General features: G+C 63.0%; 16 protein-coding genes. 10 read left to right on the top strand and 6 right to left on the bottom strand.

Annotation, left to right across the window (positions count from 1 at the left end; translation table 11 throughout):
* Positions 1-138: 138 nt before the first annotated feature.
* Positions 139-1,041 (top strand): DMT family transporter, encoded by a 903-nt coding sequence (locus tag D0Y60_RS09680; RefSeq protein WP_199564151.1) that lies wholly within the window; start codon positions 139-141, stop codon positions 1,039-1,041.
* A 63-nt stretch (positions 1,042-1,104) separates the two neighbouring features.
* On the opposite strand, the gene D0Y60_RS09675 is transcribed toward D0Y60_RS09680, so the two are convergent.
* The 4 genes from D0Y60_RS09675 to D0Y60_RS09660 all read right to left on the bottom strand — a co-directional run bounded on the left by D0Y60_RS09675 (position 1,105) and on the right by D0Y60_RS09660 (position 5,935).
* Positions 1,105-1,992, bottom strand: coding sequence for a proline/glycine betaine ABC transporter permease (locus D0Y60_RS09675; RefSeq protein ID WP_117369200.1), 888 nt, complete (start codon positions 1,990-1,992; stop codon positions 1,105-1,107).
* A gap of 164 nt (positions 1,993-2,156) precedes the next feature.
* Positions 2,157-3,155 carry an ABC transporter substrate-binding protein gene (locus D0Y60_RS09670; protein WP_117369198.1) on the bottom strand — a complete coding sequence of 333 codons (999 nt, stop codon included), beginning with the start codon at positions 3,153-3,155 and terminating at the stop codon, positions 2,157-2,159.
* Positions 3,156-3,478: 323 nt separating this feature from the next.
* Positions 3,479-4,108 (bottom strand): L,D-transpeptidase, encoded by a 630-nt coding sequence (locus tag D0Y60_RS09665; protein WP_117369196.1) that lies wholly within the window; start codon positions 4,106-4,108, stop codon positions 3,479-3,481.
* A gap of 162 nt (positions 4,109-4,270) precedes the next feature.
* Complete coding sequence (locus tag D0Y60_RS09660; protein ID WP_117369194.1) at positions 4,271-5,935, bottom strand: electron transfer flavoprotein-ubiquinone oxidoreductase; 1,665 nt, start codon at positions 5,933-5,935, stop codon at positions 4,271-4,273.
* Between the two features lie 333 nt (positions 5,936-6,268).
* Between D0Y60_RS09660 and D0Y60_RS09655 the strand changes: the two genes are divergently transcribed.
* The 7 genes from D0Y60_RS09655 (at position 6,269) to D0Y60_RS09635 (ending at position 13,029) form a co-directional block, all read left to right on the top strand.
* On the top strand, positions 6,269-7,594 hold the full coding sequence (locus D0Y60_RS09655) for an FAD-binding oxidoreductase (RefSeq protein ID WP_158565448.1): 1,326 nt from the start codon (positions 6,269-6,271) through the stop codon (positions 7,592-7,594).
* 26 nt (positions 7,595-7,620) lie between these two features.
* On the top strand, positions 7,621-8,409 hold the full coding sequence (locus D0Y60_RS09650; RefSeq protein ID WP_117369190.1) for an SDR family oxidoreductase: 789 nt from the start codon (positions 7,621-7,623) through the stop codon (positions 8,407-8,409).
* Between the two features lie 186 nt (positions 8,410-8,595).
* Entirely contained in the window at positions 8,596-9,888 is a 1,293-nt protein-coding gene (locus tag D0Y60_RS09645) for an Hsp70 family protein (protein ID WP_117369188.1), read from the top strand.
* A gap of 44 nt (positions 9,889-9,932) precedes the next feature.
* Positions 9,933-10,790: a uracil-DNA glycosylase gene (locus D0Y60_RS09640; protein WP_117369186.1), complete on the top strand. Its 858-nt coding sequence runs from the start codon at positions 9,933-9,935 to the stop codon at positions 10,788-10,790.
* Positions 10,791-11,001: 211 nt separating this feature from the next.
* Positions 11,002-11,175, top strand: a complete 174-nt coding sequence (locus D0Y60_RS24850) for a hypothetical protein (protein WP_199564137.1) — start codon at positions 11,002-11,004, stop codon at positions 11,173-11,175.
* Positions 11,176-11,230: 55 nt separating this feature from the next.
* Positions 11,231-11,374 carry a hypothetical protein gene (locus D0Y60_RS24725; protein ID WP_158565446.1) on the top strand — a complete coding sequence of 48 codons (144 nt, stop codon included), beginning with the start codon at positions 11,231-11,233 and terminating at the stop codon, positions 11,372-11,374.
* Between the two features lie 368 nt (positions 11,375-11,742).
* The gene (locus tag D0Y60_RS09635; RefSeq protein WP_117369183.1) at positions 11,743-13,029 is read left to right on the top strand and encodes an MFS transporter; all 1,287 of its coding nucleotides are present in this window, start codon (positions 11,743-11,745) and stop codon (positions 13,027-13,029) included.
* On the opposite strand, the gene D0Y60_RS09630 is transcribed toward D0Y60_RS09635, so the two are convergent.
* Positions 13,020-13,958, bottom strand: a complete 939-nt coding sequence (locus tag D0Y60_RS09630; protein WP_117369181.1) for a DMT family transporter — start codon at positions 13,956-13,958, stop codon at positions 13,020-13,022. The two genes, D0Y60_RS09635 and D0Y60_RS09630, sit on opposite strands and share 10 nt — an antisense overlap.
* A gap of 298 nt (positions 13,959-14,256) precedes the next feature.
* Here D0Y60_RS09630 and pepN point away from each other — a divergent pair, with 298 nt between their 5' ends.
* Together pepN and D0Y60_RS09620 are read left to right on the top strand one after the other, a co-directional pair.
* The gene (pepN, locus tag D0Y60_RS09625) at positions 14,257-16,905 is read left to right on the top strand and encodes an aminopeptidase N (protein WP_117369179.1); all 2,649 of its coding nucleotides are present in this window, start codon (positions 14,257-14,259) and stop codon (positions 16,903-16,905) included.
* Between the two features lie 183 nt (positions 16,906-17,088).
* Positions 17,089-19,443, top strand: a complete 2,355-nt coding sequence (locus tag D0Y60_RS09620) for a PAS domain-containing sensor histidine kinase (RefSeq protein WP_199564136.1) — start codon at positions 17,089-17,091, stop codon at positions 19,441-19,443.
* A gap of 122 nt (positions 19,444-19,565) precedes the next feature.
* On the opposite strand, the gene D0Y60_RS09615 is transcribed toward D0Y60_RS09620, so the two are convergent.
* Entirely contained in the window at positions 19,566-22,517 is a 2,952-nt protein-coding gene (locus D0Y60_RS09615) for a bifunctional [glutamine synthetase] adenylyltransferase/[glutamine synthetase]-adenylyl-L-tyrosine phosphorylase (RefSeq protein WP_117369176.1), read from the bottom strand.
* Positions 22,518-22,537: the final 20 nt, after the last annotated feature.

Raw genomic sequence — 22,537 nt, 5'->3', positions numbered from 1 at the left:
AACTTTCATGGCCTGAATTGGTGAAATCCTGCGCATTTTACCTCTTCGATGGCACAACACGCAAGGACATGCCCCGGCCTCCAGCGCTAGAATCTCATCAGAAAAATGAGCCAGCGCAGAAAGGATACCGCCATGGCCATGGTCTCGCTTTCCTCCGAAGACAAATCCAATCCGCTTGTCGCCGGCTATGCGGGCGGCGTGGTGACGGTGCTGATCTGGGCGCTCTGGGTGCTGGCAACGCGCCACACCGCGGCGACTCCGCTCGGCACGATCGATATCGGCCTCATCCGCTACGGTGTGCCGGCCGTCCTCCTGGCGCCGATCTGGCTGAAGACCGGGCTGCTGCCAAAGAACGTGCCGCTGAAACTGATCGTCGTGATGGTGGCCGGTGCCGGCGCCGTCTTCTTTCAGATCACGGCGGCCGCACTGCATATCACGCCGGCCGCTCCGGGCGGCATCCTGCTTGGCGGTTCACTGCCGCTGGCAACAGCGCTCATCGGCATGGTTCTGTTCGGCGAGCGGCCGGACCGCATGCGCCTTGCCGGCCTCGCGGCCATCGTTGCGGGGGTCGCGATCCTGCTCACCGCAAGCATGCTGAAAAGCGGCATGACCGCGACCGGCTTCGTGCTGCTGCCGATCGGCGCCGTACTGTGGGCCGGCTTCACCCATGCCTTCCGCCGCTCGGGCCTTTCCGCCCTCGAGGGTGCGGCCATCATCGCGGTCTGGTCGTTCCTGATCCATCTGGTGCTCGCCGCGATCTTCGGCACGCATCTTGCTGCCGCCACCCTGCCCGACCTCGCGCTTCAAATCACCAGCCAGGGCATCCTCTCCGGCCTCGTCGCCACCTTCGCCTATGGCACCGCGATCCGCGCGCTCGGCGGCAGTCAGGCGGCCGCCTTCACCGCCATCACGCCGGTGCTCGCAACGCTTGGCGGCGCAATCTTCCTCGGCGAAAGTTTCGGCGTGGCCGAGCTGACGGCGGCGCTGGTCGTGGGCTGCGGCGTGGCGCTCTCGACCGGCATTTTCTCTCCCAAGCACTAAACCGAAACGAAAAGGGCGCCCGCAGCTATGCCGGGGCGCCCTTTTTCCTGTCTGCGTTTCGGATCAGCCGTGCACGATCTCGCGGTGCTTCTGCAGGCGCTTGCCAAAAGCCTGGCTGACGCGGTCGAAGATGATCGCAATGCCGACGATGGCGAGGCCGTTGAAGATGCCGAGCGTGAAATACTGGTTGGAGATTGCCTTCAGCACCGGCTGGCCGAGGCCCTGTACGCCGATCATCGAGGCGATGACCACCATGGCAAGCGCCATCATGATCGTCTGGTTGATGCCGGCCATGATGGTGGGAAGCGCCAGCGGCATCTGCACGTTCTTCAGCTTCTGCCAGCTCGACGACCCGAAAGCGTCGGCGGCTTCCAAAACGTCCTTGTCGACGAGGCGGATGCCGAGATTGGTGAGCCGGATCATCGGCGGAATGGCATAGATGACGACGGCGATCAGGCCGGGCACCTTGCCGATGCCGAGCAGCATGACGACCGGGATGAGATAGACGAAGCTCGGCATGGTCTGCATGACGTCGAGCACCGGGTTGACGATGTTCTGCACGCGATCCGACCGCGACATGATGATGCCGATCGGAATGCCGATGGCGATCGACAGGACCGTACAGACGAAGATCATCGAGACCGTCTTCATCGTATCGTCCCACATGTCGAAATAGCCGATGACGAGCAGCGTCGCGACCGTGCCGGCGACGATCTTCCAGTTGCGGCTGGCGAACCAGGCAATGGCGGCGATCAGCAGGATGATGATCGGCCACGGCGTCTTGGTCATGAAACGCTCGGACCAGATCAGAAAATGCTGCAGCGGCACGAAGATCGATTCGATGCCGTCGCCATAGGCGCGGGTAAACCCGCGGAACGCCTCGTCGATGCCCTTTTTCAGGTCACGCAACGTGTCCGCATTCATTGTGGGAAATTTCGTAAACCAGTCCATGTCGATCCCCTTCCGGCTCCGTCCGGTCTTGCGCCGGGTTCATGAGCCAACCCTGAAGCATGCCGAGGGAAAGGGCGCTGCAATTTGCGCCAAAGGCATGCGCTAAAACGAAGGCAAAGGGCGGCGCGCTTGAGGACGCGCCGCCCGAATCTTTGATCAGGCGATCAGAGAGCGGCCTTGATCTTTTCAGCAGCTTCCGGCGAGACCCAGTCCTTCCAGAGGGCTTCGTTCCCTTCCAGGAAGTGCTTGGCGCCATCGTCGCCGCTCGCCTGGTTGTCGGTCATCCAGGCCATCAGCTTGTTGACCGTGTCGTTCGACCAGGCGCGCTTGTTGAGGTAGCCCATGACGTCTTCGCCGGCCCGCTCGGAGAAACCCTTGGTGACGAGCGTCTGGACCTTGTCCTTCGGCCAGTCGTTCTTCTTCGGGTCTGCGCAGTCGGCAACGGTGTTGCAGCGCTTCCACTCGGCGGCGTCATAGGGAACGCCATGCTCGAGCTTCACCATCTCGTACTTGCCGAGAAGCGCCGTCGGGGCCCAGTAGTAACCGACCCAGCCTTCCTTGCGCTCGTAAGCCTTGGCGATCGAGCCGTCGAGGCCGGCAGCCGAGCCCGTGTCGACGAGCGTGAAGTTCGCCGCTTCGCCACCATAGGCCTTGTAGAGCTGGCTGGTCACGACCGTGCCGCCCCAGCCCTGCGGGCCGTTATGAACGGCGCCCTTCGACTTGTCTTCCGGATCCGGGAACAGTTCCGGATGCTTCAGCGCGTCGTCGATCGTCTTGATGTCCGGATGAGCGTCGGCGATGTATTTCGGGATCCACCAGCCCTGGACGGCAGCGTCGGATAGCGCGACGGCTGCGCCGATCAGCTTGCCTTCCTCGATGCCGCGATTGACGACGTCGGGCAGCAGGTCAACCCAGCCTTCCGGCGCCAGATCCGGCTCGCCCTTTTCGATCATCGAGGTGATGGTCGGGACCGTGTCGCCGACGATGACTTCGGCGTTGCAGCCATAGCCTTCGGTCAGGATGAACTTGTCGAGTGCGGCCAGCACTTCGGCGCTCTGCCAGTTCATGCTGGCGATAGTCACGTCGCCGCATTCGGCACGCGCAGCGCCCGTCATGGCCAGAAGGCCAGCGACGAGGCAGGTGGAAGCAAGAAGATGTTTCATATCCGTTCCCTCATGTCGACGGTGTCATTGTGCCCAGTCAGGCCCTGCCGCACCGTCGCCGCCGGGCCCTTGATCGTTAGCGAACGCGGATAAACCGCGATACCGCACCCTCGACTTTTGCAGGTGCGGGGTCGAATGCCGGTACAAATGCGTCTGCGATTGACCCCAATGCGTCATGGACCCATCAATTCCGCAAGACCGTCCCGACTTTATCCAAGACCGGAAGCACGCGGGCAATGGTATGATACAATTCAGCTTTTTCAACCCGCAAAACAAAAAGGCCGGCAGAGCCGGCCGTTTTCAGCACGACATGACGGAAAGCTTCAGACGTCGCGCCGGCCCTGAATGACGTGGACGCGGCCACCGACCTTGACGCGTTCGTAGAGGTCGATCACGTCATGGTTCAGCATGCGCACGCAACCGCTCGACATGGCCTGACCGATCGACCACGGCTGGTTGGTGCCATGGATGCGGAACATGGTGTCGTTGCCGTTTTGGTAGAGATAGATGGCGCGCGCGCCGAGCGGATTGTTCGGGCCGCCTTCGAGGCCGCCGGCATATTTCAGGTTCTTCTTCGGGTCGCGGCGGATCATGTTGGGCGTCGGCGTCCAGGTCGGCCATTCCGCCTTGCGGCCGATATAGGCGCTGCCCGCCAGCGAATAGCCCTGCCGGCCGACGCCGATGCCATAGCGCATCGCGCGGCCCTCGCCGAGCACGTAATAGAGCCGGCGCGCCGGCGTATCGACGACGATGGTGCCGGCGGCATGATCCGTGCTGTAGGCGACTTCCTGGCGGCGCAGTTCCGGCTTGATCTTGTCGAGCGACATCGCCTTCAGCGGATGTTTCTCCTCCAGCCGATCGCCGTAATTGGCGCGATCGCTGGTGCCGTTGGTCGCGCAGCCTGCGAGCAGTGCAGACGCGCCGAGCAGGAATCCGCGGCGGGAAATCGACATGGTTAAAGCCCCTTTAAAGATCGTTCGTCGGGGCCGAGAATTATGCGGTTATGGTTAATCAGGAGTTAAGGAGCGCGCTGCGGTTGCAGGAACGATTGAGATCCACGGCAACAAAAAGGCCGCCTCGAAGGGCGGCCTTTTCGATACGCTGCGTATTTCGCATTACATATTGGGATAGACCGGTCCTTCGCCGCCCTGCGGCGGCACCCAGTTGATGTTCTGGTTCGGGTCCTTGATGTCGCAGGTCTTGCAATGCACGCAGTTCTGCGCGTTGATCACGAACACGTCCTTGCCGTCCTTCTCCACCCATTCGTAGACACCAGCCGGACAGTAGCGCGTCGAGGGGCCGGCATAGACGTCGAGTTCCGAGGTCTTCTGCAGCTCCGGGTTCTTCACCTGAAGATGGACCGGCTGGTCTTCCTCGTGATTGGTGTTCGACAGGAACACGGAGGAGAGGCGGTCGAAGGTCAGCACGCCATCCGGCTTCGGATAATCGATCTTCTGGTGCTTGGCGGCCGGCTCGAGCGAGGCCGCATCCGTCTTGCCGTGCTTCAGCGTGCCGAAGAAGGAGAAGCCGAGGAGCGTGTTCGTCCACATGTCGAGGCCGCCGAGCGCCACGCCCACGGCCGTGCCGAACTTCGACCACAGCGGCTTGACGTTGCGCACTTTCCTGAGGTCCGAGCCGATGGCGCTGTCGCGCCAGCCCTGCTCGATCTCGATCGGCTCGTCATTAGCGCGGCCGGCGGCAATCGCATCCGCCAGCTTTTCCGCCGCCAGCATGCCCGAAAGCACCGCATTGTGGCTGCCCTTGATGCGCGGCACGTTGACGAAGCCGGCCGAGCAGCCGATCAGCGCACCGCCCGGGAAGGAGAGCTTCGGCACGGACTGGTAGCCACCCTCGGTGATGGCGCGCGCGCCATACGAGAGGCGCTTGCCGCCCTCGAAGGTACCGCGGATCGCCGGATGCGTTTTGAAGCGTTGGAATTCCTCGAAGGGAAAGAGGTAGGGGTTCTTGTAGTTGAGATGCACCACGAAGCCGACGGCGACAATGTTGTCTTCGAGGTGATAGAGGAACGAACCGCCACCGGTCTTCATGCCGAGCGGCCAACCGAAAGAGTGCTGCACGAGGCCGGGCTTGTGGTTCTCGGGCTTGACCTGCCAGAGCTCCTTGAGGCCGATGCCGAATTTCTGGGGCTCGCGGTCCTTCTGGAGATCGAACTTCGCGATGAGCTGCTTGGCGAGCGAGCCGCGCACGCCCTCGGAGATCAGCGTGTACTTGCCGAGCAGCGCCATGCCACGGGTATAGTTCGGGCCGGGCTCGCCATTGCGCTCGATGCCCATGTCGCCGGTCGCAACGCCGATGACGGCACCTTCGTCATTGTAGAGCACTTCGGTCGCGGCAAAGCCGGGATAGATCTCGACGCCGAGCTCTTCCGCCTTGGTGGCGAGCCAGCGACAGACATTGCCAAGCGAGACGATGTAGTTGCCGTGGTTGTTCATCAAGGGCGGCATGGCGAAGTTCGGCAGGCGCACGGAACCGGCCGGGCCGAGCAGCAGGAAGTGGTCGTCCTTCACCTCGGTCTTGAACGGGTGGCTGTCATCCTCGCGCCAGCCGGGCAGCAGGCGGTCGATGCCGATCGGATCGACGACCGCGCCGGAAAGAATATGCGCGCCGACTTCCGAACCCTTTTCCAGCACGACGACCGTCAGGTCAGGATTGACCTGTTTCAGCCGGATCGCGGCAGACAGGCCGGCCGGACCGGCGCCGACGATCACAACGTCGAATTCCATCGACTCGCGTTCGGGGAGTTCCATTTCTACGCTCATTGTTCTCTCCAGCCGCAACCCCTCAAAAGCCGCGGAAAATCCCTTAAGGTCGGCCCTGTCATGACAAATACCGGAAATCTTGTCGAGCCGTTCTGCGACAGAGTTTCCGGCTTTTGCGCATGAGGTCATGTCATGGCCGAAGGTTTATTGACTTATACGTAAACGTCAATCGAGTGTCGCCGAGCATTTTGTACTCGCTTGATTCCGATCTTCCGTGGGATTAGGCATTCGACAGCCAGTCAGCGGAGCACCATCCCCATGTCAGAGATTATCCGATCGCTCCAGAACGACTTGAACGAATTCAGCGCGGATCTTCACCTTATCGGAGGCGAGATGCTTCAAGGCCGGCATCCCGGCGAGCATCCCGATAATTTCGGCGCCGGCGCCATGGTACAGCCGGCAACACCGGAAGCGGCAGCGGCTATCGTATGCTGGTGCTTGGAAAACAACGTGCCGATCGTGCCGCAGGGCGGGCGCACCGGGCTCGTTGGCGGTGGTGTCAGCCGGCCGGGTGAACTGATCGTGTCGACCGCAAGGCTCAACCATATCGAGGTGATCGATCCGCTGGCGCGCACCGCGACCGTCGGGGCCGGCGTGACCTTGCAGGCCCTGCAGGAGGCGGCGGCGGAGTTCGGACTGACGCCCGGCATCGATCTTGCCGCGCGCGGCACCGCCACGATCGGCGGCATGATCGCCACCAATGCCGGCGGCATCCTCGCCTTCCGCAACGGCGTGATGCGCCATCAGGTGCTCGGCATCGAGGCTGTGATGCCGGATGGCAGCCTCGTCAACGACCTGACGCGCGTGCTGAAGGTGAGCGCGGGGCCCGACATCAAGCAGTTGCTCATCGGCTCGGAGGGCGCTTACGGCCTCGTCACCCGCGCCGTCGTGAAGCTCGAAAGTTTCAATCCGCAGCGCGCCACGGCGCTTGTCGGCGTTCAGGATGCGACGTCGGCGCTCGCCCTTGTCGGCCATTTCCGGGCGCAGCCGGCGGTGCAACTCGAGGGTGCCGAACTGATGTGGCACAATTTCTTCCTCGACAGCGCGCGGGAACGTGGCTTCGAGGTGGACTGGCTGGAGGACGAGACGCCGGCCGTTCTACTGATGGAAGTTTCGGCGGCCAGAGAAGCGGACGCCCGCAGCGCGCTGGAAGAGGGCCTCGCCGCGCTCTGGGAGGAACACGGCCTGACCAGCGGCATCGTCGCGGCCTCGCTCGATCAGGCGCGGCGCTTCTGGGCGCTGCGCGAGGAGAGCGACTTCATCTACCGCGTCCAGCCGGGCGCGCCCTCCTTTGACGTTTCCGTGCCGCCGGGCGCGCTGGACGCCTATGTCGCCGGGCTCAAGGCGCGGCTGAAAGCCATCGATGCGGGTTTCGATGCCTATGTCTATGGTCATATCGCCGACGGCAATCTGCATATTTCCGTGCTCGGCGATGGTGTGACCGCCGCAAGCGTCAAGGCGCCGATCGAGGATGCCGTCTATACGGGCGTCGCGGAGACCGGCGGCAGCTTTTCCGCCGAGCATGGGGTGGGAATGGAAAAGCGCCGTGCCTATCTCATCTTCGGCAATCCGGCCCGTCGTGCGGTCGCGCAGGCGATCAAGACGGCGCTCGACCCGAAAAACCTCTTCAATCCGGGCAAGGTGCCGTACAGCGCCTGATCACCCGACCATCAAAGGATAGCTCCATGGATCTCGGCATCGCCGGCAAACGCGCCCTCGTTCTCGCCTCTTCCCGCGGCCTCGGAAAAGGCATTGCCGTGGCGCTCGCCCGCGAGGGCGCGCATGTGCTGCTCTGCGGTCGCAGCGCCGAGACGCTCGCCGCGAATTGTGCGGCGATCAATGCGGAAGGCCTTGGTCGCGCCGACTGGGTGCAGGCCGATCTCAGCGATGAGGCGTTCGTTGAGACCGTCGTTGCGGCTGTCGGCGAAAAGCTTGGCGGCATCGACATCCTCATCAACAATTCCGGCGGCCCGACGCCCGGTTCCACCGAGGACATGAGCGAGGAGAAGCTCCTGACCTATTTCCATTCCATGGTGCTGCGTCTCATCGCGCTCACCAACCGGCTGCTGCCCGGCATGAAGGAACAGCGCTGGGGTCGCATCCTCACCGTCGCCTCCTCCGGCGTGATCGAGCCGATCTCCGGCCTGGCGCTTTCCAACACGCTGCGACCCGCATTGGCCGGCTGGTCGAAGACGCTGGCGACGGAAGTCGCGCAATACGGCGTCACCAGCAACATGCTCTTGCCCGGCAGCATCTTCACCGACCGTTTGAAGAGCCTCGACGCCGCCGCAGCCGAGCGCAGCGGCAGGAGCGTGGACGAGGTGAAGGCTGCTTCCGAAAAGGCGATCCCCGCCCGCCGCTACGGCACCGTCGAGGAATTCGCCGCCACCGCCGCCTTCCTGTGCAGCGCCCCGGCGAGCTACGTCACCGGCAGCCTGGTACGCTGCGACGGCGGCGCGGCGCATTCGGTCTGAACCTCATCCGGCGGGCCAATCCTTGGTCCGCCGCTTTTGCAAGGGCGGACAGGCCTCCGCCCTTGCCATTCCCCCTCGCCTGTGGCATCTCGCGCCCTCTTCATTCCAGAGCGCATCTGATGCGCCCTTTCGCGCGGCGCCTTTGTGCCGCTTCAACACATTTCGACAGATGACAGGGGCACGGCGATGGCACGGGCACTCGGGCTTGATTTCGGCACGACGAACACGGTTCTCGCGCTCGCTTCCGGCGGCAGCGAAACGCAATCCATGCATTTTACCAGCAGCGTCGGCGAGACCGATACTATGCGCACGGCACTCTCCTTCATGAAGGATCCGGTGCTCGGCGCGCAGGCGCTGAAGGTGGAGGCCGGACAGGCGGCGATCCGCCAGTTCATCGACAATCCCGGCGATTGTCGTTTTCTCCAGTCGATCAAGACCTTTGCGGCTAGCGCCCTCTTCCAGGGCACGCTGGTCTTCGCCCGCAGGCACACCTTCGACGACCTGATGGAAGTGTTCCTGCGGCGGCTGAAGGCCTATGCCGGCACGGAATGGCCGGCCGAGGTCTCGCGCCTCGTCGCCGGCCGGCCGGTGCAGTTTGCCGGCGCAAGCCCGGATCCCAATCTCGCGCTCGAACGCTACAACGAGGCGCTGACCCGGCTCGGCTTTCCGGAAATCCACTATGTCTACGAGCCCGTCGCTGCGGCCTATTATTTCGCGCAGACACTAAAGAGCGACGCCACTGTTCTCGTCGCCGACTTCGGCGGCGGCACGACCGACTATTCGCTGATCCGTTTCGAGCGGCAGGCCGGCCGGCTAACGGCGACGCCGATCGGCCATTCGGGCGTCGGCATCGCGGGCGACCATTTCGATTCCCGCATGATCGAACATCTCGTCGCGCCAGAAATCGGCAAGGGCTCATATTTCAAGAGCTTCGACAAGGTGCTGGAAGTGCCCTCGGGCTACTACGCCAATTTCGCGCGCTGGAACCAGCTGTCGATCTTCAAGACGACCCGCGAATTCACCGACCTCAAGTCGCTCGTGCGTTCGGCGCTGGAACCGGAAAAGCTGGAACTGTTCATCGATCTCGTCGAGCACGACGAGGGTTACCCGCTCTATCAGTCGATCTCGGCCACCAAGATGGCCCTTTCGAGCGCGGAAGAAGCCGAATTCGATTTCAAGCCGCTTGGCGCCGCCGGCCGCAAGATGGTGAAGCGCGCGGATTTCGAAGCGTGGATCGCGCCGGACCTTGCCCGCATCGAGGGCGCGCTGGACGAGGTGCTGGAGAAGACGAACACGGCACCCGACGGTATCGACAAGGTTTTCCTCACCGGCGGCACCTCCTTCGTGCCGGCGGTGCGCCGGATTTTCACCAATCGCTTCGATGCCGGCAAGATCGAGACCGGCGGCGAACTGCTCTCGATCGCCCATGGCCTGGCGCTGATCGGCGAAAGCGACGACGTGGCGCAATGGGCGGCATGACGGCGGCGCTTTCCTCAGGCGGCCGGCTTCGCTAAGGTAGCATCATGAGCGCCGTCGACGACCTTCATCCCGAGCAGCTTCGTTCGCTCCTGCATTTTTATGCGGATGCGGGCGTGGAATGGCTGCTGGAGGAAGAAGCGGTCGATCGCGTCGCCGAATTCGAGGCGATGCGCGCGGCGCGGGGTGCCTCCGTACAACGGGAGGCGGCACCGGTTCAGCAGGCCGCACGGCAGGCGCCCGTTCGACAGGAACAGCCACGGGCCGCAGCCCCCGCCCCCATGCCCAATGTCGCGATCCCGGACAGCCAGGCGATTGCCGAAGCCGAATTTGCAGCAAGCAGCGCGCGTTCGCTGGACGAGTTGCGGACGGCCATGGAAAGCTTCAACGGCTGCAATCTGAAAGCCAGCGCCCGCTGCCTCGTCTTCGCGGAGGGCAATGCCAAGCCATCCGTCATGGTGATCGGCGCCATGCCGAATGCTGATGACGACCGGGACGGCCAACCCTTTTCCGGGCGCCAGGGCGCCATGCTCGACCGCATGCTCGCTGGCATCGGCCTTGCGCGCGCCGATCTTCTCATTACCAATGTCGTGCCATGGCGGCCGCCGGGCAATCGTCCGCCGTCGCAGCGCGAGGCGGATATCTGCCGTCCCTTCATCGAACGCCAGATCGCCCTTGCCGAACCGAATCACCTGCTGGTTCTCGGCAATTTCGCCGCCCGATTCCTGTTTCGCTCCAACGATACGATCCATCAGTTGCGCGGCGATTGGCGGGAAATCGAGATTTCTGGCCGTAAAGTCCCGGCTTTTGCGACACTGCACCCGCAGGATTTGACGACGGCGCCGATAAGCAAACGGCTTGCCTGGCAGGACCTGCTCGCTTTCCGTGCAGGGCTGCGCGGTTAAGCCGACGACATGCATTCAATATTTTCAAAGACTTGAATCAGCGACCAATCGAAGGACCTGCGGATTCGGCACAAATCTGCCTTCAGTGTGAACAAAAAGTTTCAACAGCCATGCGCATTGCACATATCTGCCGGGCAGAATGTCGCATTGCAAAAATCATGTTGCGGCGCAATATATCAACACGGGAGGACAGGATTTAAGGAAACGACCCATGACCGCCCGCTTTCGGCCCATTCATTCGAGCTTCGAGACGCTCCGCCACACCGGCCGCCGCGCCGGCCACGGGTTCGGTGTCGCCGCTCCGGCCAATGAGCAACTCACGGCCACCGGCTTCGCCCGCATCATCCGTCCCGTTCAGCTCTACAGCGACTTCATCCAGCGCTGAGCGGACCGAGGGCGCGAACGCGCCCTTGCAACACCGACCAACCCAGGAGCACACCATGGCCGCCTTTCGCAAGCTGATTTCGGACATTGCCGACATCCGCGCCGCCGTGAACGCCGCCCGGGAATATTCCGTGCTGGCCTCGCTGCCGCGCGATGCCGCCCAGCGCCGCGATCCGCTCAAGGCCTTCCTGCCCAACTGAGCGGGCCCAACTGAGCAGGCTTTGACCACGGTGCGCGCCGTGGTATGATCTTCATCGTGAGGAGGTGAGACGCCTTTCCTCCGGTGGAGACCGGGCCGAAGCCCGATCTCCGTTTCTTGGCTGATCGTCAGGGTGAAGCGCCAACCTCTGAACCTGATCGTCAGCGTAAGCCGGATTTTCAAACGTCTCACCTCCTTTCTTTATGCCGGGTATGCACCGGACACGCCGTCATAGCGCAACCTTTCCGGGAACTTCCGGATCTTCCGAAATTCTTCTTGGATTACGCCAGCCGCTGTCGCTGTGGACAGCGCACGGTTCCCGCAATAGAGCGACATTCGACAACCGAATGCCCTCTTCCCGGAGCTCCCATGCTGGCGACCCTTGTCTCCATTTTCAGCCTCATGCTGTCCACGCTGCTGATGATGGTGGCCTTCGGGCTGCAGAGCTATGTCGTGCCGGTGCGCGCCGTGGCCGAGGGCTGGTCGACGCAGACGATCTCGATGATCGCGACGGGCTATACGATCGGCTTCACCCTCTCCTGTATAGTGACGCCGAAATTCGTGCTGCTCGTCGGCCATGTGCGCGTCTTCGTGGCGCTGATCACGCTGCTGTCCGTCGGCATCCTGCTCTGCGCCGTCGTCGTCGACTGGCGGGCCTGGATGCTGTTCCGGGCAATCTCGGGCTTTGCCATTTCCGGCAGCTATCTCATCATCGAAAGCTGGCTCAACGAACGCGTGACCAACGAGAACCGCGGCTCGGTCTTCTCCATCTATCTCATTACGACGATGGTCGGCACGATCGGCGGGCAATATCTCGTGCCGCTCGGCGACCCTTCCAACACCTCGCTCTTCATCGTCTGCGGCATCATCTTCTCGATCGCCCTCATGCCGACGGCGCTGACCTCTTCGCCGCTGCCCGCACCGCCAACGCAGGCACGCTTCAACGTGCCCGCCCTCTACCGGCGTTCGCCCGTGGCGGTGGTCGGTGCGTTCCTGGCGGGGGCGCTTTCCGGGGCTTGGCTCAATCTCGGCGGCGTCTTCACCCAGCGCACAGGCCTTTCCACCGCTGAGGGCGCGACGCTTCTCGCCTCCGTGCTCATCGGCAGTGCCATCTCGCAAATACCGATCGGCCGCGCCTCCGACCGCATGGACCGACGCCTCGTCATGGTTGTCTGCGGCATCGTCGGCACGGTCTCGTGCCTCGCCATGGCCCTCGTCGCCGGCGGTCCGCCGGTCGTGCTTTATGTCGCCGCCGCCTTCGTCGGTTCCGTCATCTTCCCGATCTATGCGCTGAACGTGGCCCATGCCAACGACCGCGCGCAGCCGGACGAATATGTCGAGGTTTCCTCCGGGATGATGATCGTCTATGGCGTCGGCACCATTTCCGGCCCGATCGTCGTCGGCCCGATCATGGACCGTTTCGGCCCCGGTTCGCTCTTCGTGGTTCTTGCCATTTATTTCGCACTCTACGGCGCCTATGCCGCCTGGCGCATCAGCCAGCGCGAGGCCAATGACGGGCTGGTCAGCAAGACGGATTTTCAGGCCATGGCCGCCCAGCCGCTCGGCGCCGACGCCGCGGCTGCGGCGTTGCAGCCCGATGCGGTAAGCGAAGAGCGCGTCGAAGACACGACAACACCGGAATGGCGTCAGCCCTGAGGCAGCTTGTGGCGCAGTTCGGCGCGGCGTTTCAAATCCAGGCGATGTTCGCGGAAAATCACGAAGATGCCGGCGCTGACGACAATGGCGGTGCCGATAAGCATGGCCCCGGTCGGCACGTCGCCAAACAGGAAATAACCGATGATGAGGCCGAGCACGATTGAGGTATATTCGAAGGGTGCAATTGTGGAGACGTCGGCGTAGCGATAGCTCGAGGTGAGCAGTAGCTGCGCGATGCCGCCGCAAAAACCGGCCAGCGCCATCAGGCCGAGCGACGGCCAGCTGAGCGCGATCCAGCCCAAGGGCAGCGTCGCAAGCGAAAAGATCGAGGCGAAGAGCGAGAAATAGAGCACGATGGTCGGCGTTCGCTCGGTCTGCACGAGCTTCCGCACCAGAACCATAGCGCAGGAGCCGAGCACGGCGAAGGCCAGCATAGCCAGCGCGCCCATCGCCTCGGAGGAGCCGAACCCACCGTCGCGAAACAGCGTGAGCCGCGGCCAGCTGATGATTCCGACACCGGCAAGACCGACCAGCACCGCCGTCCAGCGATAGATGCCGACGCGCTCCTTGAGGAAGATGGCGGCGATGACGACGGTCACCAGCGGCAGGGCGTAACCGAGCGCGATCGATTCCGGCAGCGGCAGATGGATAAGGCCGTAGAAGCCGAAGCCCATCGAAAGGATGCCGACGAACCCGCGCTTGAAATGACCGAAGATATCATTGGTGCGGAAGGCATCCCGTAACTGGCCGTGGGCGGCAAGAAAAGCCAGGATCGGCACCATGGCGAAGGCGGAGCGGAGGAAGGTGATCTGGCCTGCCGGTAGATCCTTGCCGGCCGCCTTGATGAGCGTCGACATGCACAGAAAGACCACCACCGAGGCGACTTTGAGAAAAATCCCCTTCATGGGATCGGAAGACTGCATATCCATGGGAACTCGTCACGGCCAGAAGGCCGTGGCATCAGGCGTTGAAGAGATCGGAGAACCGATTGAGACCATGGCAAGTCTAGCGGGATTGGCCGGCAGATGGGATCAATTCTCGTGATGCGACGAACATTCTTTTGATCGACTAAGGCCCGGCACAAAGTTGTGAATGGGGGATCCATGGAAATGAGATGTTAAGCGAATAAGCATATCTTTTCGCGGAATTTGGGGACAGACCGCTTTTTACAGGTGTCACGTGTACGGAAACGGGACAGCCTGCGGCGGCATAGAGCAGGACATATCCATGCGGACAGAGAACGGCCAGATCATCCACCTGGCGGACTATCGCCAGACTGACTTCGTTCTCGAGCGTGTCGATCTGACCTTCGAACTGGACCCAACGGAAACCAAGATCGAAGCGCGCCTCATCTTCCATCGCCGCGAAGGCGTCGATGCGAGCGCACCGCTGGTACTGGACGGCGACGAACTCGTCATGACCGGCCTGCTTTTCGACCAGATCGAAATGGACGCGGCGCGCTACGACGCGACGCCCGACAGTCTGACCATCCGCGACCTGCCGGCAACCGAACCCTTCGAGATCACGATCACCACGATGATCAATCCCGAAGCGAACACCCAGCTGATGGGCCTCTATCGTTCGAACGGCATCTACTGCACGCAGTGCGAGGCTGAGGGCTTCCGCCGCATCACCTATTTCCCCGACCGGCCGGACGTTCTGGCCGTCTATACGGTCAACATCATCGCCGACAAGGCGAGCTGCCCGCTTCTCCTCTCCAACGGCAATTTCCTCGGCGGCGCCGGCTATACCGAAGGCAAGCACTTCGCGGCCTGGTTCGACCCGCATCCCAAGCCGTCTTATCTCTTTGCGCTGGTCGCCGGCGATCTCGGCGTCGTGGAAGACAAATTCACGACCATGTCTGAGCGTGAGGTCACGCTGAAGATTTATGTTGAGCACGGCAAGGAAGCGCGCGCGGCTTACGCGATGGACGCGCTGAAACGCTCGATGAAGTGGGACGAGGAGGTGTTCGGCCGCGAATACGACCTCGACATCTTCATGATCGTCGCCGTCTCCGATTTCAACATGGGCGCCATGGAGAACAAGGGGCTCAACGTCTTCAACGACAAATACGTGCTGGCGGACCCGGAAACCGCGACCGACCAGGACTATGCCAATATCGAGGCGATCATCGCCCACGAATATTTCCACAACTGGACCGGCAACCGCGTCACCTGCCGCGACTGGTTCCAGCTGTGCCTGAAGGAAGGCCTGACGGTCTATCGTGACCACGAATTCTCCGCCGACCAGCGCTCGCGCTCGGTCAAGCGCATCGCCGAGGTACGGCACCTGAAGTCGGAGCAGTTCCCGGAGGATGCCGGTCCGCTGGCCCATCCGGTTCGCCCGACGAAATACCGCGAAATCAACAACTTCTACACGACGACCGTCTATGAAAAAGGCTCCGAGGTGACGCGCATGATCGCGACCATCGTCGGCAAGGACGGCTTCAAAAAGGGCATGGACCTCTATTTCGAACGTCACGACGGCGATGCCGCGACGATCGAAGATTTCGTGAAATGCTTCGAGGATGCGAATAGCATCGACCTCAGCCAGTTCTCGCTATGGTATCATCAGGCCGGCACGCCGCTCGTCAGCGTTTCCTCCAGCTACGATCAGGCCAAGGGTGAATTCACGCTGTCGCTGGAACAGATGATCCCGCCGACACCCGGCCAGGGCACGAAGGAGCCGATGCACATTCCGCTGCGCTTCGGCCTGATCCTCGCCGATGGATCGGAAGCAAAGCCAAGCGCCGTCAGCGGCGCCGACATTTCTGGCGATGTGCTGCACCTGAAGGAACGCCGCCAAACGGTGACCTTCTCGGGTATCACCGCGCGCCCGGTCGTGTCGCTGAACCGCAGCTTCTCGGCGCCGATCAATCTGCATTTCGAGCAGGCGCCCGATGATCTCGCCCAGATCGCCGGCAACGACAGCGACCTCTTCTCTCGCTGGCAGGCACTGAACGATCTGGCCCTGCCCAACCTCGTGGACGCCGCCCGCAAGGCACGCGCCGGCGAAGCGGTCGAAACCAACGTGGTGCTTGTCGACACCCTGATCGCCATTGCCGGTGATGAATCGCTGGAGCCGGCCTTCCGCGCGCAGGCGCTGGCCCTGCCCTCCGAATCGGACATCGCTCGCGAACTCGGCAGCAACAACGATCCGGACGCCATCCGCGCCGGGCGTGAGGCCGTGCTGGCCTTCGTCGCCAACCGCAACCCCGCCGTCTTCGCGGCACTCTTCGAAAACCACGGCACCAAGGGCGCCTTCACGCCGGATGCGGCGAGCGCCGGAAAGCGCGCGCTGCGCAATGCGGCCCTTGCCTACCTCGCCGTGTCCGATGGGGGACCCGCCCGTGCGGCAGCCGCCTTCAAGGCCGCCGACAACATGACGGATCTCAGTGCCGCGCTTACCGTACTGGCGCACCGTTTTCCGGATGCGCCTGAGACAGCCGAGGCGCTCGAAGCCTTCCGCGCCCGGTTTGCCGACAATGCGCTCGTTATTGACAAGTGGTTCTCCATCCAGTCGACCATTCCGGGCGACGGCGCGCTGGAACGCGTCAAGGCGCTGATGGCGAGCCCGCATTTCAACAAGGCGAACCCGAACCGCGTGCGAGCGCTCGTTGGCACCTTCGCCTTCTCCAACCCGACCGGCTTCAATCGCGCGGATGGCGCAGGCTACCGCTTCCTCGCAGATCAGATCCTCGAGATCGACCCAAAGAACCCGCAGCTGGCCGCCCGCATCCTCACGTCCATGCGCTCATGGCGTGCGCTGGAAGAAAGCCGCTCGGATCACGCGCGCAATGCGCTGCGCGCGATCGCGGCCGGTGAAAAACTCTCTTCCGATGTTTCTGATATCGTGGAGCGTATGCTCAAGGGTTGAAATGTCAAAAATTGAATGATTTCGGGCGCTTCTGCGCCCGTTTTCGTTTCCGCATACAAGTTTCCATCAGCGAGATATGGTTAACAAACTTTTACCTTTTGCTCTGGACAAGCCGAATCACAATTGATTCATTAGGGCAGATTCGGGCGAGCGGCGCGCCGAATCACGAGAGGGTTACAAGGTTTGAAGACTATGGCGGACGCGCAACGAGGACGCGCATCCGGCGGGTGGACTCGTCTCAGATTCCCGGGATTTGCGGCCTGGGAAAATGAGCTGACGGGACAGGCGAAGATTTTCGCCGGACCTGCCGGACGGCATTTGACACGGGCTGAGCCCGTGCTGAAACGGTCGATACCGATCCTGATCATCGCTTTCCTGTTCGTGGTGGCCATCTCGCGCATGGTCGGCATCATGGTCGAGCACGACCGGATGGACGCGAACGTCAAGGACGCAACCTCGCTGACGGCGCTTGCCGTCGGCGCGGTGTTCTCCGGTCCCCTGGCCGAAAGCCTCGCGGAATCCGACCGCATGGCGGTCGAGGCTGCTCTGTCGCTCAACCTGCCGCAGGACCGCATGCAGCCCGGCGGGCTCGTGCTCTTCGTTGCGGAGAAGGGGCAGATTTTCGGCGCCTCGCTCGCGGCAGCACGTTATGTCGGTCAGTCGCTTGCGCGTTTCTCGCCTGAGATTGCGGCCAAGCAGTATTTCGGCGATCCGGACGGCGTGTTCCGCACCCGTATCGACGGGCAGGATTATTACGCTTCGCTCGTGCAGATGCCCCGCAAGGGCGGCTTCATCATCGTCGCCAATCCGCTCGGCCAGGTCGCGCTGTTCTGGCGCGATGAGGTGGCGCTGAACGTCACGCTCTTTGCCGGCATCTCAGCAATCCTGCTTGTCATCCTGTACGCCTATTACATCCAGGCAAAGCGTGCGCGCGACGCCGATGCGATCTTCGCGGAATCCAACCTGCGGGTCGAAACGGCACTTGCCCGCGGCCGAAGCGGCCTTTGGGATTTCGATCTGTCGAACCGGCGTCTGTTCTGGTCGCGCTCCATGTATGAAATGCTCGGCATGCCGCCACGCGACAGCGTGCTCTCCTTCGGCGATGCCGCGCGCCTGATGCATCCCGACGACGACGGCATCTACCAGGTGGCCCGTGCCGTTGCCCGTGGTGAAGCCAAGCAGGTCGATCAGGTTTTTCGCATGCGTCACGCGGAAGGACATTACGTTTGGCTGCGTGCCCGTGCCCAGCTAATCCGCATGTCTTCCGGTCGCACGCACATGATCGGCATCGCCATGGACGTGACCGAGCAGCACAGGCTCGCCCAGCGCTACCAGGAAGCCGACCAGCGCCTTGCCGACGCCATCGAATGTACGTCGGAGGCCTTCGTGCTCTGGGACAAGAGCGACCGGCTCGTCATGTGCAATGCGCACTATCAGCAGGCCTATGGGTTGCCGGATGACGTGCTGGTGCCCGGCACCGAGCGTGCAGCGGTCTATGCCGCGGCGGCACGTCCAGTCATCGAGCGGCGCATTGCGGATGCCGACGGCACCGGTGCCTCGCAGACGAGCGAAGTGCAGCTTGCCGACGAGCGCTGGCTGCAGATCAACGAGCGGCGCACTCGCGACGGCGGCCTCGTCTCCGTCGGCACGGACATCACCATGATGAAGCGCCATCAGGTGCGCCTGCGCGAATCCGAGCGCCGCCTGATGGCGACCATCGGCGATCTCTCGGCGTCGCGCGCCAAGCTGGAACGGCAGAAATCGGAGCTGTCCGTCGCCATCGCCAACTACCAGGCGGAGAAGGAACGCGCCGAGGCGGCCAATCGCGCCAAGTCGGAATTCCTCGCCAACATGTCGCATGAGCTGCGCACGCCGCTCAACGCCATCCTGGGCTTTTCCGAAATCCTGCAGAACCAGATGTTCGGCCCGATCGGCTCGGACAAGTATCGCGAATATTCGCGCGACATTCACGAGAGCGGCAAGCATCTGCTCAACGTCATCAGCGATATTCTCGACATGTCGAAGATCGAGGCCGGCCATATGCGCATCAGCTGCGAGACGATCGATCTCGCGCCGCTGATTGAGGAGACGATGCGTCTCACCATGCTGCAGGCGGAGAAAAAGCATATCGAGGTGCAGGAGACCTGCCCGGCGCGTCTCATGACCGTGGCGGACCGCCGCGCGATGAAGCAGATCCTGCTGAACCTCTTGTCCAACGCCATGAAGTTCACCAACGAAGGCGGCAAGGTCATCGTGCGGGCGCGCAAGGTGGACGGCGCGGTGACGCTCACCATCGCCGACAGCGGCATCGGCATCCCGAAGTCCGCCCTCCAGAAGATCGGGCAGCCCTTCGAGCAGGTGCAGAGCCAATATGCCAAGAGCAAGGGCGGCTCCGGCCTCGGCCTTGCCATTTCACGCTCGCTGGCGCATCTGCACGGCGGCGCGATGCGCATCCACTCCATCGAGGGCAAGGGCACGATCATCTCCGTGCGCATTCCCGACCGCGAACGGCTGGCGGCGCTGCATTTGGCGGCTTGAGGGCGCTTGGGTTTATGCATCAGGCTTGGCTGAGGTCGACACCCCCCACCCACCGACGTCATCTTCGGCCTTGAGCCGAGGATGACGAAGGAGAGTTAGGAGAAGGACCGCTCGGTAACGGACTACCCCTTCACCGTCGCCTGCAAAATCTTGCGTACCGCCTTCGAAATCCGCCGGATTTCCGCCTCCAGCGTGCGCAGGTCGGGGCAATCGCCCGCCCGGCAGACGAGGTCGATGAGCCCGGCCGGCGCTTCTTTCGGATCAAAGCCGCCGTCGACGCAAAGACGCACGATCTGCGAAATCTCCGTGTAGAGCGACAATGCCTTTTCGCTCGTCTCAAGATCGTTCGGATCCATCATCGCGCCGCCGAGCATCGCCAATGCGTCGCCCGTCGGCAGCGCCCTTTCAGGTTGCGGCGCGCCGCGGGCCGGCGCGATCAGCGCGAGGAACTGGGCGATGAACTCGATATCGATCAGCCCGCCCGGGATGAGCTTGAGGTCCCAGATATCCTTCGGCGGCTTTTCCTGGTCGATCAGGTCGCGCATCTCTGCGACATCCTTGGCGACTTTGCCTGTGTCGCGCTTGCGTGAGAGCACGCTGCGGAAAATGTCGTTCGCCTCCTTCGCCAGGCTCTCGTCACCGCACAGCACCCGGGCGCGGGTCAGCGCCATGTGCTCCCAGGTCCACGCCTCCTCGGCCTGATATTTGGCGAAGGAGGTGATGCGGGTCGCGACCGGCCCCTTGTTGCCGGAGGGGCGAAGCCGCATGTCCACCTCATAGAGCACGCCCTCCGCCGTCGGGGCGGAGAGTGCCGCGATCAACCGCTGGGTGATGCGGGTAAAGTACTTCATATTGTCGAGTGGCTTGGCACCGTCCGACTCGAAGGCATCGCCGTCATGATCGTAAAGCAGGATCAGGTCGATATCCGACCCGGCCGTCAGCTCGAAGCTGCCGAGCTTGCCCATGCCGACCAGTGCCACCCGCCCGCCGGGGAATTTGCCATGCGCCGCCTCCACCTCGTCCAGCACCGCCTTCAGCGCCGCGGCGACGATGAGGTCGGCGACATGGGTGAAGGCACGGCCGGCCTGCTTGCCGGAGATCGCGCCCGTCAGCAGGCGGATACCGATGAGGAAGCGCTGTTCGGCCGCGATGATGCGCAGGCGGTCGAGGATTTCCTCATAATGTCGCGCGCCGGAGACGAAGCCCTCGATGCGCTCGGCGAGGTAGGTGCGGGTCGGCAACTCGGCAAGCAGGCCGGGGTCGAGCATGCCGTCGAAGACATGCGGCTTGGCCGCGATCACCTCGGCAAGGCGCGGGGCCGATGACATGATGTTGACGATGAGGGAGAGAAGCGCCGGATTGTTGCCGAGCAGCGAGAAGAGCTGGATGCCCGCCGGCAGGCCGGAGATGAAATTGTCGAAGCGCAGCAACGCCTCATCCGCCCGCTTGCTCTCGCCGAAGACGCGCAGAAGCTGTGGCGTCAGCTCTGTCAGCCGCTCGCGAGCCTCGACAGACTGCGTAGCGCGGTAGCGGCCATAGTGCCAAGTGCGGATGGTGCGGGAAATATCGGCGGGGCGCTCGAAGCCGAGGCGCTTCAGCGTCTCCAGCGTGTCGGGGTCGTCCTTCTGGCCGGTGAAGACGAGATTGCCGGTTTCGGAGGAGAGCTTCGCCTCCTGCTCGAACAGCGCCGCATAGCGCCGCTCGACGGTCTTCAGCACATCGACGAGTTTCGCCGAGAAGCTGGCGGTATCCTCGAAACCCAGCATGAACGCGATGCGCTTCAGTTCCGCCTCGGTATCCGGCAGGAGATGGGTCTGCTCATCGCGCACCATCTGAATGCGGTGCTCGACATCGCGCAGGAACCAATAAGCCTCCGTCAGCTCGCTGGCCGTCGCCGGGTCGATCCAGTTGGCTTTCGCGAGTTCCCCGAGCATCGGCTCGGTGGCCCGCAATCGCAGCGCCGGCACGCGGCCGCCGGCGATCAGCTGCTGCGTCTGCACGAAAAATTCGATCTCGCGAATGCCGCCGCGGCCGAGCTTGACGTTGTGTCCCTTCACCGCGATCTCGCCATGCCCCTTGTGCACATGGATCTGCCGCTTGATGGAGTGGATGTCGGCGATCGCCGCGTAATCGAGATATTTGCGGAAAACGAAGGGCGTCAGGCCCTTGAGGAAGGCCTCGCCGGCCTTGATGTCGCCGGCCACGGGCTTCGCCTTGATGAAGGCCGCCCGCTCCCAGTTCTGGCCGCGGCTCTCGTAATAAAGCATGGCGGAATCGAAGGAGATGGCGAGCGGCGTCGCGCCGGGATCGGGCCTGAGACGTAGGTCCGTACGGAAGACATATCCATCCGCCGTGCGCTCCTGCATGATGCGGATGAGCCGGCGCACGAGGCGCGAGAAGGTCTCCACCGCCTCGCTCGCATCGACGGCGACCTCGGCCATCGGATCGTAGAAGACGACGAGGTCGATATCGGAGGAATAGTTGAGTTCCGCGGCGCCGAGCTTGCCCATGCCGAGCACGATCAGACCTGATTTGTCGCTCGGCCGCGCCGGATCGGGAAGTTTCAGCTTGCCGCTCTGGTGAGCCGAGAGGAGAAGATGATCGATGGCCGCCGAGGTCGCCGCCTCCGCAAGCGCCGTCAGGAGCGCGGTGGTGCGGCGCGCATCGAAAATGCGAGCGAGATCGGCCAGCGCCGTGAGGAAGGCAACCTCGCGCTTGGCGATGCGCAGCCGGGTCATCAGCACGCCTTCCGTCACCTCGCCGTCCGAGGCCTCCCAAGCCGTGCGGGCGCGGACAATGGCGGCGTCGATTGCCGGAACGATCGGCTCCTCCAGCGCGCGAACCAGCAGACGCGGATCGATGCGGGCGGTATCACGAAGATAGGGCGACAGCGTGAAAGCGGCGACGATGAAATCCTTGAGCGGACCGTCCTCGCCGAGCAGCCTTGCGATGGCGGCGTGGTCCTTCGCCCAATCCTTGAGATCGGACAGGACCGATTTGACTTCCGCCTGGCTGAGCGGCCGGATGGGGGAAGCCAAAAGATCGGAAAACCGCGTCGTATCCGTCACGCTCATGATATCTCCTCGTCCTATCG

Origin of the sequence: Shinella sp. WSJ-2 (assembly GCF_003432075.1) — a bacterium.
Classification (GTDB): domain Bacteria; phylum Pseudomonadota; class Alphaproteobacteria; order Rhizobiales; family Rhizobiaceae; genus Shinella.
This window is presented reverse-complemented; position numbering and strand designations above follow the sequence as displayed.

Excerpts from the sequence above, each read along its gene's own strand:
- D0Y60_RS09680 (WP_199564151.1), top strand. The coding sequence starts at position 139 with ATGGTCTCGCTTTCCTCCGAAGACAAATCCAATCCGCTTGTCGCCGGC.
- D0Y60_RS09675 (WP_117369200.1), bottom strand. The coding sequence starts at position 1,992 with ATGGACTGGTTTACGAAATTTCCCACAATGAATGCGGACACGTTGCGT.
- D0Y60_RS09670 (WP_117369198.1), bottom strand. The coding sequence starts at position 3,155 with ATGAAACATCTTCTTGCTTCCACCTGCCTCGTCGCTGGCCTTCTGGCC.
- D0Y60_RS09665 (WP_117369196.1), bottom strand. The coding sequence starts at position 4,108 with ATGTCGATTTCCCGCCGCGGATTCCTGCTCGGCGCGTCTGCACTGCTC.
- D0Y60_RS09660 (WP_117369194.1), bottom strand. The coding sequence starts at position 5,935 with ATGAGCGTAGAAATGGAACTCCCCGAACGCGAGTCGATGGAATTCGAC.
- D0Y60_RS09655 (WP_158565448.1), top strand. The coding sequence starts at position 6,269 with ATGCTTCAAGGCCGGCATCCCGGCGAGCATCCCGATAATTTCGGCGCC.
- D0Y60_RS09650 (WP_117369190.1), top strand. The coding sequence starts at position 7,621 with ATGGATCTCGGCATCGCCGGCAAACGCGCCCTCGTTCTCGCCTCTTCC.
- D0Y60_RS09645 (WP_117369188.1), top strand. The coding sequence starts at position 8,596 with ATGGCACGGGCACTCGGGCTTGATTTCGGCACGACGAACACGGTTCTC.
- D0Y60_RS09640 (WP_117369186.1), top strand. The coding sequence starts at position 9,933 with ATGAGCGCCGTCGACGACCTTCATCCCGAGCAGCTTCGTTCGCTCCTG.
- D0Y60_RS24850 (WP_199564137.1), top strand. The coding sequence starts at position 11,002 with ATGACCGCCCGCTTTCGGCCCATTCATTCGAGCTTCGAGACGCTCCGC.
- D0Y60_RS24725 (WP_158565446.1), top strand. The coding sequence starts at position 11,231 with ATGGCCGCCTTTCGCAAGCTGATTTCGGACATTGCCGACATCCGCGCC.
- D0Y60_RS09635 (WP_117369183.1), top strand. The coding sequence starts at position 11,743 with ATGCTGGCGACCCTTGTCTCCATTTTCAGCCTCATGCTGTCCACGCTG.
- D0Y60_RS09630 (WP_117369181.1), bottom strand. The coding sequence starts at position 13,958 with ATGGATATGCAGTCTTCCGATCCCATGAAGGGGATTTTTCTCAAAGTC.
- pepN (WP_117369179.1), top strand. The coding sequence starts at position 14,257 with ATGCGGACAGAGAACGGCCAGATCATCCACCTGGCGGACTATCGCCAG.
- D0Y60_RS09615 (WP_117369176.1), bottom strand. The coding sequence starts at position 22,517 with ATGAGCGTGACGGATACGACGCGGTTTTCCGATCTTTTGGCTTCCCCC.